Raw genomic sequence first — 13854 nt, 5'->3', positions numbered from 1 at the left:
CCTGTGTTCTCTTACGAGTGAGTCTCGTTAGGCCTTATGAGGGAGACTCTCCCCGGATCACGTCCAGTACGCCATCGAGTTCGTCCGGCTTCACCATGACGTCACGCGCCTTCGACCCCTCGCTGGGCCCCACGATCCCGCGGGACTCCATCAGGTCCATGAGCCTGCCCGCCTTGGCGAAGCCCACGCGCAGCTTGCGCTGGAGCATCGACGTCGACCCGAACTGGGTGGAAACCACCAGCTCGGCCGCCTGGCACAGCAGATCCAGGTCGTCGCCGATCTCCTCGTCGATCTCCTTCTTCTGCTTGGTGCCGACCACCACGTCGTCCCGGAAGACCGGGGCCATCTGGTCCTTGCAGTGCTGGACGACGGCCGCGACCTCCTCCTCGGTGACGAAGGCGCCCTGCATACGGGTCGGCTTGTTGGCCCCCATCGGCAGGAACAGCCCGTCGCCCTTGCCGATCAGCTTCTCGGCGCCCGGCTGGTCGAGGATGACCCGGCTGTCGGCGAGCGAGGAGGTGGCGAAGGCGAGCCGGGAGGGCACGTTCGCCTTGATCAGACCGGTGACGACGTCCACCGAGGGCCGCTGGGTGGCGAGCACCAGATGGATTCCGGCCGCTCGGGCCAACTGGGTGATGCGGACGATCGAGTCCTCCACGTCGCGGGGCGCGACCATCATCAGGTCCGCCAGCTCGTCGACGATCACCAGCAGATACGGATACGCCTGGAGCTCGCGCTCGCTGCCCTCCGGCGTCTTGAGCTTCCCGCTGCGCACGGCCGCGTTGAAGTCGTCGATGTGCCGGTAGCCGAAGGCCGCCAGGTCGTCGTAGCGCAGATCCATTTCCCGGACGACCCACTGGAGCGCTTCGGCGGCCCGCTTGGGGTTGGTGATGATCGGGGTGATCAGGTGCGGGATGCCCTCGTAGGCGGTCAGCTCGACGCGCTTGGGGTCGACGAGGACCATCCGTACGTCCTCGGGGGTCGCGCGGACCATCACCGAGGTGATCAGGCAGTTGATGCAGGAGGACTTGCCGGAGCCGGTCGCACCGGCCACCAGCACGTGCGGCATCTTCGCCAGGTTGGCCATCTCGTAGCCGCCCTCGACGTTCTTGCCGAGCGCCACCAGCATCGGATGGTCGTCCTCGGCCGCGTCCGCGAGGCGCAGTACGTCGCCCAGGTTGACCATCTCGCGGTCGCTGTTGGGGATCTCGATGCCGACGGCGGACTTGCCGGGGATCGGCGAGATGATCCGTACGTCCGGGGAGGCCACCGCGTACGCGATGTTCTTGGCCAGCGCGGTGATCTTCTCGACCTTGACGGCCGGGCCCAGCTCCACCTCGTAACGGGTGACCGTCGGCCCACGGGTGAAGCCGGTGACGGCCGCGTCGACCTTGAACTCCATGAAGACGTTGGTCAGCGAATCCACGACCGCGTCATTGGCCGCACTGCGCGTCTTGCCGGGACCGCCGCGCTCCAGCAGGTCCAGCGAGGGCAGCGAGTAGGTGATGTCGCCGCGCAGCTGGAGCTGCTCGGCACGCGGCGGCAGCACCTGCGGGGGCTCGGGCGGCGCCTTGGTGAGGTCGGCCGCGCGCGGCGGCGGGGTGTCGAACTGCCGGGCGCCGATCGGACGGGACCGCGCGGGGGGCTGCTCGGGCTGCTCAGCGGCCGGGGCCGAGGCCGACGGCGTCTCCTCGCGCGCCGGGGGCACCGACGAGGTGCGCTCCTGCTGGTCCTGGGCGACGCCCTGGGTCAGGTCGGCGACGATCGGCGACGGCGGCAGCCCGTTCATCACCGCCCCGTCGAGCGCGGCGGCAGCGGCGGCCGCCACATCGACCGCGTCCTGCGGCCTGCCGTACTGCGAGGGCTGCACGGAAGGTGCCCTACGGGGCCTGCGGCGCTGTCCCAGCGCCTCTTCCTCCGCGGCGTCCGGGTCGTACTCCTGCGCCTCGCTCCGGCGCGCGGAGGGGCGCTGCGCGCCGGCGGGAAGCGCCTCGCGCCACTGTTCGTCGTACCGCTCGTCGTCGCCCGCCGCGCCGTCGGCGCTCGCGACCCGCTCCCCCGGCTTCGGCTCAATGACACCGAGCCGGACACCGAGCTGCCGAAGCCGCTGCGGGATCGCGTTGACCGGTGTCGCCGTCACCACCAGCAGCCCGAAGATCGTGAGGAGCAGCAGCAGCGGTACGGCGAGCACCTCGCCCATCGTGAACGTCAGCGGCACCGAAGCGGCCCAGCCGATCAGCCCGCCCGCGTCCTGCATCGCCTCGCCGCCGTCACCGCGCCCCGGCGAACCGCACGCGATGTGCACCTGCCCGAGCACCCCGATCACCAGCGCGGAGAGCCCGATGACGATCCGTCCGTTGGCCTCCGGCCGCTCCGGATGCAGGATCAGCCGTACGCCGATGACACCCAGCAGAATCGGCACCAGCAGGTCGAGCCGCCCGAACGCCCCGGTGACCAGCAGCTCCACCAGGTCGCCGACCGGACCGCGCAGCTGCGCCCAAGTCCCGGCCGCGACGATCAGCGCGAGCCCGAGCAGCAGCAGCGCGAGCCCGTCCTTGCGATGCGCCGGGTCGAGCCCCTTCGCGCCCCGCCCTATGCCGCGGAACATCGCGCCCACTGCGTGTGCGACGCCGAGATAGGCGCCGCGCACCAGCCGGTAGATGCCCCCGGTCGGGGACGGCGCGGGCTTCGGCGCGGGCCGGGCCACCGCCTTCTTGGCGGGAGCCTTCTTCGGAGGCGCCTTCTTGGGGACGGTCTTCTTCACGGGAGGCTTCGCCGTGGACTTGGCGGGCGCCGCTTTCTTCGCAGCGCCCGGAGTACGCCCGGCGCGCGGCTTCGCGGTGCCCGTCGTGCCCTGAGAACCCTTGCCGGACGTACGTGAGGCCATGGGGCAAGAGGTTACCGGTGGAGACGCCAACCGACACGTGTGCCCACCCCTTCACCCGACCGTGTCGCCCTTTGCCCCACACCGAATTGACGCCCCGACAGCGCCCACCCCGCGCCCCGGCGCCGCTGGGCCGGGGCATGCGACAGCCCCGCACCCGAGGTGTCATCGGATGCGGGGCTGTCGATCCGTCAGTCGTACGACGGTCAGTTCTGCGACGGAAGCGTTCCCGTCCCGCCACCGGTGCCGGGTTCGAGCGCGTCGAGCGCACGGCGCAGACCGGTGAGCTTGCGCTCCAGATGAGCCGCCGTGGCGACGGCCGCGGCATCCGCCGAGTCGTCGTCCAGTTGCTTGGACAGCGCCTCCGCCTGCTCCTCGACCGCCGCGAGCCGTGCGGACAGTTCGGCAAGGAGACCCGCCGGTTCCTTGACCGCTCCCGCGTCCGCCCGGTTCGTACCCTCCAACTGGAGGCGCAGCAGCGCTGCTTGCTCCCGCAGCTGACAGTTCTTCATGTACAGCTCGACGAAGACCGACACCTTGGCGCGCAGCACCCAGGGGTCGAACGGCTTCGAGATGTAGTCCACCGCGCCCGCCGCATAACCCCGGAAGGTGTGATGCGGACCGTGGTTGATCGCGGTGAGGAAGATGATCGGGATGTCCCGGGTCCGCTCCCGCCGCTTGATGTGCGCGGCGGTTTCGAAACCGTCCATGCCCGGCATCTGCACATCCAGCAGAATGACCGCGAAGTCATCAGTAAGCAGTGCTTTGAGCGCTTCCTCCCCTGACGATGCCCTCACCAGTGTCTGATCGAGCGCAGAGAGGATGGCCTCCAGCGCCAACAGATTCTCCGGCCGGTCATCGACCAGGAGGATCTTGGCCTTCTGCACCATGGCCCGTCCTCCTCGCCCCGGCAGTGCACCGGGCGCCGCCCCGGAGGACGACTCCCTTGCGTCGCCCGTCCTTGTGCCGGTCATGGTAGCCGTACCCCGCCGGTCGCCACACCCTGTCACCGCGATGTCACTGTGCACGTAGCTCAAACGCATCGGGAGACCAGAAGGTTCCCCGAATACCGTGCTCTCACACGCCGTCGGCCACAGTCAGTCAGCAAGACTGCCCACGGCCGACGGCCACCCGCCCACCGTACGGTGACCGCGGTGTCCGCACGGCACCCGGGCTCACTCCTCGCCGCGCATCCACTGCTGCATCACACCGAGCAGATGGTCCGGGTCCACCGGCTTGGTCACATAGTCGGAGGCACCCGAATCGATGGCCTTCTCCCGGTCGCCCTTCATCGCCTTGGCGGTCAGCGCGATGATCGGCAGCCCGGCGAACTGCGGCATCCTGCGGATCGCCGTCGTCGTCGCGTACCCGTCCATCTCCGGCATCATGATGTCCATCAGCACCAGCGTCACATCGTCGTGCTGCTCCAGGACTTCGATGCCCTCGCGCCCGTTCTCCGCGTACAGCACGGAGAGCCCGTGCTGCTCCAGGACGCTGGTCAGCGCGAAGACATTGCGGATGTCGTCGTCGACGATCAGCACCTTCTCACCGGAGAAGTCGAAGGAACGCCGCTCCTCGGGCCCGCTCTCCTGCCCCGGCTGGCCGACCCAGGTCTCCTGCGGCGTCGCCGCTGCCGGGGCCGCCACCGGCTGGCCGGGCAGCGCCGGCCGCTGCTCGGTCGCCCCGATCGACTTGCGACGGCGCCGGAACAGCCCGGAGGTACCGGAGTGCGACTCGCCGCGTGCGCTGGTGATGTCGTACGTCGGCGGAGCCTCGGCCGCGACCGAACGGTCCTCCGCCTGCGCCCTGCGCGGCAGTTCGATCCCACCGGGCGCCAACTGCGGGTAGCCCTGCGGCGGCAGCTCGCTCGGGTGCAGCGGCAGATAGAGCGTGAAGGTCGACCCGCGGCCCGGCTCGCTCGCCGCGTGGATCTCGCCGCCGAGCAGCCGCGCGATCTCCCGGCTGATGGACAGGCCCAGACCCGTACCGCCGTACTTCCTGCTGGTCGTCCCGTCCGCCTGCTTGAACGCCTCGAAGATCACCCTCATCTTGCTGGCCGCGATGCCGATGCCGGTGTCGGTGACCGAGAAGGCGATCAGGTCGCCGTCCACGTCCCGCAGCGACCCCGCTTCGAGCAACTGCTCCCGGATGGCGTGCGGTACGTCGGAGTTGGCGGGCCGGATCACCAGCTCGACGGCGCCGGTGTCGGTGAACTTCACCGCGTTGGAAAGCAGGTTGCGCAGCACCTGGAGCAGGCGCTGCTCATCGGTGTGCAGGGTGGCGGGCAGCTCCGGGGAGACCCGTACCGAGAAGTCGAGACCCTTCTCCGCGGTGAGCGGCCGGAAGGTCGCCTCCACGTAGTCGACGAGCTGGACCAGGGCGATCCGGGTCGGCGACACATCCATCTTGCCCGCCTCGACCTTGGACAGGTCGAGGATGTCGTTGATCAGCTGGAGCAGGTCGGAACCGGCTCCGTGGATGGTCTCGGCGAACTCGACCTGCTTCGGGGAGAGGTTCCCGTCGGCGTTGTCGGCGAGCAACTTGGCAAGGATCAGAAGGGAGTTGAGCGGTGTGCGCAGTTCGTGCGACATGTTCGCCAGGAACTCCGACTTGTAGCGCATGGAGACCGCGAGCTGCTCGGCACGCTCCTCCAGGACCTGCCTGGCCTCCTCGATCTCGGTGTTCTTCACCTCGATGTCGCGGTTCTGCCGGGCCAGCAGCTCGGCCTTCTCCTCCAGCTCCGCGTTGGACTCCTGGAGCGCCTTCTGCCGGTTCTCCAACTCCTCGGAACGTTCCCGCAGTTGCTCGGTGAGCTCCTGCGACTGCTCAAGGAGCACCTCGGTCTTGGTGTTCACACTGATCGTGTTCACACTCGTCGCGATCATTTCCGCGATCTGGTTCAGGAAGTCCTTCTGGATGTGGGTGAACGGCTGGAACGACGCCAGTTCGATCACTCCGAGAACCTGCCCCTCGAAGAGCACCGGCAGCACGATCACATGCGCCGGCGGCGCCTCCCCGAGCCCGGAGGAGATCCGCAGGTAGCCCGGCGGCACCTTGACCAGGATGGTCCGCTTCTCCTCGGCCGCCGTACCGATCAGGGTCTCCCCCGGCCGGAAGACGGTCGGCATGGCGCCCGTCGAGTACCCGTAACTCCCGCGCATCCGCAGCTGGTACGGGCTGTCCACCACGGCGCCGACCTCCGCGCCCTTGGCCGCGCCCGCCCCCGACGCCATCGCCAGGAAGAACGCGCCCTGCTGCGCGGAGACCACCGGCGTCAGCTCGCTCATGATCAGCGAGGCCACGTCGTCCAGGTCCCGGCGCCCCTGCATCAGGCCGGAGATCCGGGCCAGGTTGCCCTTCAGCCAGTCCTGCTCCTCGTTGGCGAGGGTGGTGTCACGCAGGTTGGAGATCATCGTGTTGATGTTGTCCTGGAGCTCCTGGATCTCTCCGGCGGCATCCACATCGATCTTCAGATTGAGGTCGCCCCGCGTCACCGCGGTCGCGACCTTTGCGATCGCACGCACCTGCCGGGTGAGGTTCCCGGCCATCTCGTTCACGGATTCGGTGAGGTCGCGCCACGTACCGTCGACGTCCCGCACCCGCGCCTGGCCGCCCAGCTGACCGTCGGTACCCACCTCGCGGGCCACCCTGGTGACCTGGTCCGCGAACGAGGAGAGCTGGTCGACCATCGTGTTGATGGTGTCCTTCAGGTCCTGGATCTCACCGCGTGCGTCGATGTCGATCTTCTTGGTGAGGTCGCCCTTGGCGATGGCGGTGGTGACCGCCGCGATCTGCCGCACCTGGCCGGTCAGGTTGGACGCCATCGAGTTCACCGACTCGGTGAGGTCCTTCCACGTACCGGCGACTCCCGGTACGCGCGCCTGGCCGCCCAACTCGCCCTGGGTGCCCACCTCACGGGCCACCCGGGTCACCTCGTCCGCGAACGACGAAAGGGTCGTCACCATGGTGTTCACCGTGTCGGCCAGCTCCGCGACCTCGCCGCGCGCCTCGACGGTGACCTTCTTCGTCAGGTCACCGTTGGCGACCGCGGACGATACCCGGGAGATGTTCCGCACCTGCGAAGTCAGGTTGTTGGCCATCGTATTGACGTTGTCGCTGAGGTCCTTCCAGATGCCGGTGACCCCGCGTACCCGCGCCTGGCCGCCCAGAATTCCCTCGGTACCCACCTCACGGGCCACCCTGGTGACCTCGTCGGCGAAATTGGAGAGCTGGTCGACCATCGTGTTCACGGTCGTGACGAGATCCAGGATCTCACCCTTCGCATCCACCGTGATCTTCTTCGACAGGTCACCCTTGGCGACGGCAGTCGTCACCTCGGCGATGTTGCGCACCTGTGAAGTCAGGTTGTTCGCCATGAAGTTGACGGACTGGGTGAGGTCCTTCCAGGTACCGCTGACGCCCTGAACCTCGGCCTGGCCGCCGAGCATGCCCTCCGTGCCCACCTCGCGGGCCACCCTGGTCACCTGCTCCGCGAAGTTCGAGAGCTGGTCCACCATCGTGTTCAGGGTGTTCTTCAGCTCCAGGATCTCGCCCCGGGCGTCCACGTCGATCTTCTGCGACAGGTCACCCCGCGCCACCGCGGTCGCCACCTGCGCGATGTTGCGCACCTGGTCCGTGAGGTTCCCGGCCATGCCGTTCACCGAATCGGTCAGATCCCGCCACACACCGGCCACGCCGGGCACCTGGGCCTGGCCGCCGAGCCGCCCCTCGGTACCCACCTCACGGGCCACCCGCGTCACCTGGTCCGCGAACGCCGACAGCTGATCCACCATCGTGTTGATGGTCGACTTCAGCTCCAGGATCTCGCCCCGGGCGTCCACGTCGATCTTCTGCGACAGGTCACCGCGCGCGACGGCCGTCGTGACCTGCGCGATCTGCCGCACCTGTGAAGTCAGGTTGCCGGCCATGAAGTTGACGGAGTCGGTCAGTTCCTTCCACGTACCGCTGACGCCGTCCACCCGCGCCTGGCCGCCGAGCCGTCCCTCGGTACCCACATCACGAGCCATCCGCGTCACCTGGTCGGCGAACGAGGACAGCTGGTCCACCATCGTGTTCACGGTGTTCTTCAGCTCCAGCATCTCGCCGGAGACATCCACCGTGACCTTCTGCGAGAGATCGCCGTTGGCGACCGCGGTCGTCACCTGGGCGATGTTCCGCACCTGCCCGGTGAGGTTGCGGAAGGCCGTGTTGACCGAGTCCGTCAGGTCCTTCCAGGTACCCGCCGCACCCGGAACCTGCGCCTGCCCACCCAGCTGACCCTCGACGCCGACCTCACGCGCCACCCTGGTCACTTCGGAACCGAAGGCCTGGAGCTGCTCCACCATCGTGTTGACGGTGTTCTTCAGCTCCAGCATCTCGCCGGCCACATCGACGGTGACCTTCTGCGTCATGTCACCGTTGGCGACCGCGGTCGTCACCTGGGCGATATTCCGCACCTGGTCGGTGAGGTTGCGGAAGGCCGTGTTGACCGAGTCCGTCAGGTCCTTCCAGGTACCCGCCGCACCCGGAACCTGCGCCTGCCCACCCAGCTGACCCTCGCCACCGACCTCGCTGGCAACCCGGGTCACCTCGTCCGCGAAGGTCCGCAGCGTCTCGGTCATCTGGTTGATGGTCTCGGCGAGCTGGGCGACCTCGCCGCGCGCGTTCACCGTGACCTTCCGCGACAGATCACCGTTGGCGACCGCCGTCGTCACCTCGGCGATCCCGCGCACCTGCGACGTGAGATTCCCCGCCATCGTATTGACGGAGTCCGTCAGGTCCTTCCACACACCGGCCACGCCGGGCACCTGGGCCTGCCCGCCCAGCGCGCCCTCCGTACCCACCTCACGCGCCACCCGCGTCACTTCGGAGGAGAACGACGACAGCTGGTCCACCATCGTGTTCACGGTGTTCTTCAGCTGGAGCATCTCACCGGCCACGTGCACGGTGACCTTGCGCGACAGATCGCCCTTGGCGACCGCCGTCGTCACCAGCGCGATGTCCCGGACCTGCGCGGTCAGCCGGTACGCCATCGTATTGACCGAGTCCGTGAGGTCCTTCCACGAACCGGACATACCGCGCACCTGGGCCTGCCCGCCCAGCTTGCCCTCGGTACCGACCTCCAGTGCGACCCGCGTCACTTCGTCGGTGAACGCGGACAGCTGGTCGACCAGGTTGTTGACCGTACGGCCGACCTTGAGGAACTCGCCCCGCAGTGGATGCCCGTTGCCGTCACCCCCCTGCGACCGCAGCTCCATCCGCTGCTCCAGGTCGCCCTCCGCCATCGCGGACAGCACCCTGCCAACCTCGGAAACCGGTCGTACGAGATCCTCCACCAGGGCGTTCGAGGCGTCGATCGCCGCCGCCCACGACCCCTCGCAGGCCCCGGTCTCCAGTCGCTCCGCGAGCTTTCCCTCGCGGCCGACCATGCGCCGTACCCGCGCCAGTTCTCCCGTCAGATGCAGGTTCCGATCGGCAACCTCATTGAAAACAGCGGCGATCTCCGACATCACTCCGTCCCCGGAGACCGTCAGCCGCTTCCTGAAGTTGCCGTCCCGCATCGACACCAAGGCCGTCAGCATGCGGTTCAACGCAGCTGTGTCGACCTCGGTGGTCCCATTGCTCCGGGACCGTCCGCCTTTTGTGCGCGTGCTCTTGCCCCGCGCCGCCACGCCAGACTCCACCGTGTCCCTCCCGCAGGGATCGACCGTACTTCCCAGGTCTTCGCTGGAAGCTTTCCCAGTCTTCCACCTTGACGCACCGCTGTGTCCGACAGTCAAGGCGTGACGCCCCCGGCGTCAAATCGTTGAAGGGTACAGCCAAGGCGCCGCGACCTCCCCCTCGCATGCCCGCCTCGTACCTACCCCGGACGCAGTGGCACATCACGACCGCCGACGGTCTAGCCTGGCAGGGCGTATCGAAGCCGCGAGAAACGGGCACAGGACTCGGGGAAGCGACGAACACCACATGGGGAGTGCTGTGATCACGGCGCGGGCGGCTGCCACTTTCGACCCTGTCGGGCGGTCGGTCGCGACTGCCCGCGCGTTCGTCCGGGACACCCTCCAGGGCTGGGGCCATTCCGAGCTGGTGGACGACGCTGTCGTCCTCACCAGCGAACTGGTCACCAACGCCGTCGTCCACGCCGGCACCCAGGCCGACGTGCTGTGCCTGCGCACCGAGGACGGCATCCGCGTCGAGGTCGGCGACCGCTACCCGGAACGCGAGGTGCCGCTCCAGGGCACCGGGATGAACCTGGGCGGTCCCGACCGCGAGGGCGGCCGCGGACTGCTCCTGTGCGCGGCCCTGGCCTCCAAGTGGGGCGTCGAGTACACCCCCACCCTCAAGCAGGTCTGGTTCCAACTCGATCTCCCCCAGCGCCCCGTCGGCACCCGCGTCGCGGGCCCGGTCCTCCCGGACGGCCTCCTTCCGGTCGCCGACGGCCGCATCCGCGTGGCCGTCGTCCAGATAGACCGCACCGGCGCCATCGCCTCCTGGAACGAGGACGCCGAGGACCTCTTCGGTTACGCCGCCGAGCAGGTCACCGGCAAACCCCTCACCGACTTCACGGCCTGGCCACAGACCCCCGGCATCGGCACCGGCATCGCCGAGGCCCTCCAGATGTCCCGCTGGGAGGGCAGTTACGGCATCCAGGGCAAGGACGGCCGCGTCATCCCGGTCTACGCCTCCCACCTGCGCGTACGGGACAACGAGGGCGAGCCCTCCACCATCTGTCTGCTGGTACGGGACGTCGACCGCGCCGTACTCCAGACACCGCAGCGCCAGCCCTCCGTCGACTCCCCCTCCGGCACCTCGGGTGACGGACGCGCCACCGACCCCTTCGAAGTCTTCATCGGCTCCCCCGCCCCCGACGACCTCGACGGCCTCCTCCAGCGCACGGTCGAGCGCGCCCGCGACATGCTCGACGCCGACTCCGCGTTCCTCCTGCTCGCCACCGACGACGAGACCGAACTCGAAGTCCGCGCCACCACCGGCCTTCCCTCCGCCCGCCAGCGCTTCGCCCGCGTCCCGGTCGAAGCCGGCACCGGCAGATACGGCTCGGCCAGGATGCCCGCCGTCCACGAGGACCTGACCGCCGTCCCCGGCGCCGTCCCCCTCCTCAACGGCACCGGAATGCGCTCGGTGGTCACCGTCCCCCTCAAGGTCGAGGGCCGCCTCACCGGCTCCCTCGGCGTCGCCGCCGAAGCCTCCGGCCGCTACACCAACGAGGAGGCCCTGCGTCTCCAGTTCGCCGCCGACCGCATCGCGCTCGCCGTCGAGTCCGCCCGCCTCGGCGAACTCGAACGCCTCCGCCGGGGTTCCCTCTCCTTCCTCGTCGAAGCCTCCGACCTGCTGGCCGGCACCCTGGACCGGGACCAGACCCTCGCCCTGATGGCGCAGATGACGGTGCCCACCCTGGCCACCTGGTGCGCCGTCTACACCATCGCCGACCAGGCCTCCGACCCCTATCTCTCCTACGTCCTGCACGAGGACGAGGAACGCATCGACGGCCTCAAGGCCCTCCTCGCCCGTATCAGCCCGCCGGACCCGGTCCCCACCCCCGGCGCCCGCATCTGGAACGCCCCCAGCGAGGCCGCCCACCAGGCCGCCCTGCGCACCTCGATGCGCAGCCTCGGCCTCAGCTCAACCCCCCACCTGACCTCGGGAATCGGCACCACCCTCGCCACCGCCGCCGCAGTCGGCGGCGAGACGGTCGTCCTCCCGCTGGTCGCCCGCAACCGCGTCATCGGGATGCTCACCCTCGGCAAGCCCACCGACGACCACTTCCGGCAGGAAATCCTCGAACTCGCCGAGGACCTCTCCCGCCGCGCCGCCCTCGCCCTGGACAACGCCCGTCTCTACTCCGAGCGCATGGCCATCAGCCAGTCCCTCCAGCGCAGCCTGCTCCCCCCGGAGCTCCCGCACGTCCCCAACGTCGAGGTCGAGGTCATCTACCGCGCCGCCGGCGAGGGCAACGAGGTGGGCGGCGACTTCTACGACCTCTTCCCCATCCGCGACGGCGCCTACGGCTTCGCCATCGGAGACGTCTGCGGTACGGGTCCCCAGGCAGCCGCCGTCACCGGCCTCGCCCGGCACGCCCTGCGCCTCCTCGCCCGCGAGGGCTTCGGCGGCCCCGCCGTCCTGGAGCGCCTCAACGCCGCCATCCTCGACGAGGGCGAACGCAGCCGCTTCCTGACCCTCCTCTACGGCGAGTTGTGGCCCCAGGAGGACGGCAGCTCCATCCTCAAGATCGTCTGCGCGGGCCATCCGCTCCCGCTCCGCCTCCGCCAGGACGGCACGGTCACCCCCGCCGCCGAACCCCAGCCCCTCCTCGGCGTGATGGACGACCTGGAGCTCTACGAGGAGACCATCACCCTCGACCCGGGCGACGTCCTGCTCTGCGTCACCGACGGCATCACCGAACGCCGCGAGGGCACCCGCATGCTCGGCGACGACGGCCTCGCCGAGGTCCTCTCCGGTTGTACGGGCCTGACGGCCGGCGCGGTCGCCGCCCGTGTCCTGCGCGCCGTCGAACGCTTCGCCGCCGAGCCCGCCTCCGACGACATGGCCATTCTCGTGATGCGCGTCCCCGAGCCTCTCCAGCAGTAACTCCCGCACGGGGAGGGCCCCTTCGGGCCTTCCTTCCCCGGACATGCGAAAGGCCCCCCGCCAGTAGGCGGGGGGCCTTTCGTCCTTCTTCCTGAGCCCCCATGCGGAATCGAACCGCAGACCTTCTCCTTACCATGGAGACGCTCTACCGACTGAGCTATAGGGGCCTTGTTGCGCTTCGCTGTGCTCGGCTGCAACAAGGTAGATCATACCCACAAAATCGCGGAACTCCGAACCGCCCATTCCTCTGGACCGGCCGGATCCCCCCTGCCACCATGCGCGCATGCCAACTCGCCCCGGAAAGGCCCTGACCCGCACACTCGGCCCGTTACTCGCGGCGGCCCTGCTGGTGGCTGCCACCGGCTGCGGCGGGGACGCCGACAAGTCCCCGCCGGCGAAGCAGCCGTCGACGCCCACAGCCACCCCCGCACCTCCCGAGGTGCCCCGCCCCGGTGACCAGAGGGTCACCCTGACCTGGAAAGGCAAGCAGCGCACCTACGCCGTCCACGCCCCTCCCGGCTTCACCGCGGGCCAGCAGCTCCCCGTGGTCGTGGCAATGCATATGTTCCCGGGTACCGCGGACGCCATCGCCAACCTGAGCGACCTCGACAAGAAGGCCGACGCCAAGAACTTCCTCGCCGTCTACCCCGAGGGCTTCAGCGGCGGCTTCAACGCCCTCACCTGCTGCGGCGCCGAGGACGACATCGGCTTCCTGCGCCTCGTCCTGGACCGCATCACCACCACGTGGAAGGCCGACCCGAACCGCATCTACGCGACGGGCATCTCCAACGGCGCCGACATGTCCTTCAAGGTCGCCGTCGAACTCCACGACAGGTTCGCCGCGGTGGCCCCGGTGAGCGGCGCCTTCGCCGGCTCGGACCCGGCCACCCCGGCCTACGCTCCCAAGTCCCCTGTCTCCGTCATGACGTTCATCGGCGGCAAGGACGATGTCCAGGGGCCTGCGGAAGAGGGGGTGACGTACTGGCAGGACCGCCTGAGCTGTAAGCCCTCCAAGCCGCAGAAGCTCAGGAACAGCATCACGAGGACCGCCGCCAAGTGCCGCGACAACTCCGATTTCGTCGCCTACCGCATCCCCGAAATGGGCCACGCCTGGCCCGGTGGGGCCGGCGGAATGGGCGACCCCGAAGCAGGCGTCAGCGCCACCGACCTCATGTGGGACTTCTTCGCCGCCCACTCCAAGAAGAAGCCGTAAAACCCTAAACCCTGTAAACGCAGAAAAGCCCCGCACCAGTTACCTGGTGCGGGGCATTCCCACAATAATTGTTCGGCGGCGTCCTACTCTCCCACAGGGTCCCCCCTGCAGTACCATCGGCGCTGAAAGGCTTAGCTTCCGGGTTCGGAAT

General features: G+C 68.9%; 5 protein-coding genes, 1 tRNA gene and 1 rRNA gene. 2 read left to right on the top strand and 5 right to left on the bottom strand.

The genetic code is table 11. The features are described from left to right. Positions 1 to 34: 34 nt before the first annotated feature. From ACIA73_RS34680 to ACIA73_RS34670, 3 genes are all read right to left on the bottom strand, one after another. Positions 35 to 2887 carry a DNA translocase FtsK gene (locus ACIA73_RS34680; RefSeq protein WP_399442914.1) on the bottom strand — a complete coding sequence of 951 codons (2853 nt, stop codon included), beginning with the start codon at positions 2885 to 2887 and terminating at the stop codon, positions 35 to 37. Positions 2888 to 3090: 203 nt separating this feature from the next. Further along, positions 3091 to 3774, bottom strand: coding sequence for a two-component system response regulator (locus tag ACIA73_RS34675; RefSeq protein WP_399442913.1), 684 nt, complete (start codon positions 3772 to 3774; stop codon positions 3091 to 3093). Between the two features lie 285 nt (positions 3775 to 4059). After that, positions 4060 to 9465, bottom strand: coding sequence for a HAMP domain-containing protein (locus tag ACIA73_RS34670; RefSeq protein ID WP_399442912.1), 5406 nt, complete (start codon positions 9463 to 9465; stop codon positions 4060 to 4062). Between the two features lie 385 nt (positions 9466 to 9850). On the opposite strand from ACIA73_RS34670, the gene ACIA73_RS34665 reads away from it, so the two are divergent. Beyond that, positions 9851 to 12490, top strand: a complete 2640-nt coding sequence (locus tag ACIA73_RS34665) for a SpoIIE family protein phosphatase (protein ID WP_399442911.1) — start codon at positions 9851 to 9853, stop codon at positions 12488 to 12490. A 94-nt stretch (positions 12491 to 12584) separates the two neighbouring features. Here ACIA73_RS34665 and ACIA73_RS34660 read toward each other — a convergent pair. Next, positions 12585 to 12657, bottom strand: a tRNA-Thr gene (locus ACIA73_RS34660). A 116-nt stretch (positions 12658 to 12773) separates the two neighbouring features. Between ACIA73_RS34660 and ACIA73_RS34655 the strand changes: the two genes are divergently transcribed. Beyond that, on the top strand, positions 12774 to 13703 hold the full coding sequence (locus ACIA73_RS34655) for an alpha/beta hydrolase family esterase (RefSeq protein ID WP_399442910.1): 930 nt from the start codon (positions 12774 to 12776) through the stop codon (positions 13701 to 13703). Between the two features lie 70 nt (positions 13704 to 13773). Here the strand turns inward: ACIA73_RS34655 and rrf are convergent. Then, positions 13774 to 13854 (bottom strand): 5S ribosomal RNA (gene rrf, locus ACIA73_RS34650); the annotation flags it as partial.

This window comes from Streptomyces sp. NPDC051561 (genome assembly GCF_044454195.1).
GTDB lineage: Bacteria > Actinomycetota > Actinomycetes > Streptomycetales > Streptomycetaceae > Streptomyces.
The sequence above is the reverse complement of the archived record's forward strand: the minus strand, read 5'-3'. Positions and strand labels throughout refer to the sequence as shown.

What these genes read in the sequence shown, in the direction of transcription:
- ACIA73_RS34670 (WP_399442912.1), bottom strand. Translation starts at nt 9,465, where the DNA reads ATGCTGACGGCCTTGGTGTCGATGCGGGACGGCAACTTCAGGAAGCGG.
- ACIA73_RS34665 (WP_399442911.1), top strand. Translation starts at nt 9,851, where the DNA reads ATGGGGAGTGCTGTGATCACGGCGCGGGCGGCTGCCACTTTCGACCCT.
- ACIA73_RS34675 (WP_399442913.1), bottom strand. Translation starts at nt 3,774, where the DNA reads ATGGTGCAGAAGGCCAAGATCCTCCTGGTCGATGACCGGCCGGAGAAT.
- ACIA73_RS34655 (WP_399442910.1), top strand. Translation starts at nt 12,774, where the DNA reads ATGCCAACTCGCCCCGGAAAGGCCCTGACCCGCACACTCGGCCCGTTA.
- ACIA73_RS34680 (WP_399442914.1), bottom strand. Translation starts at nt 2,887, where the DNA reads ATGGCCTCACGTACGTCCGGCAAGGGTTCTCAGGGCACGACGGGCACC.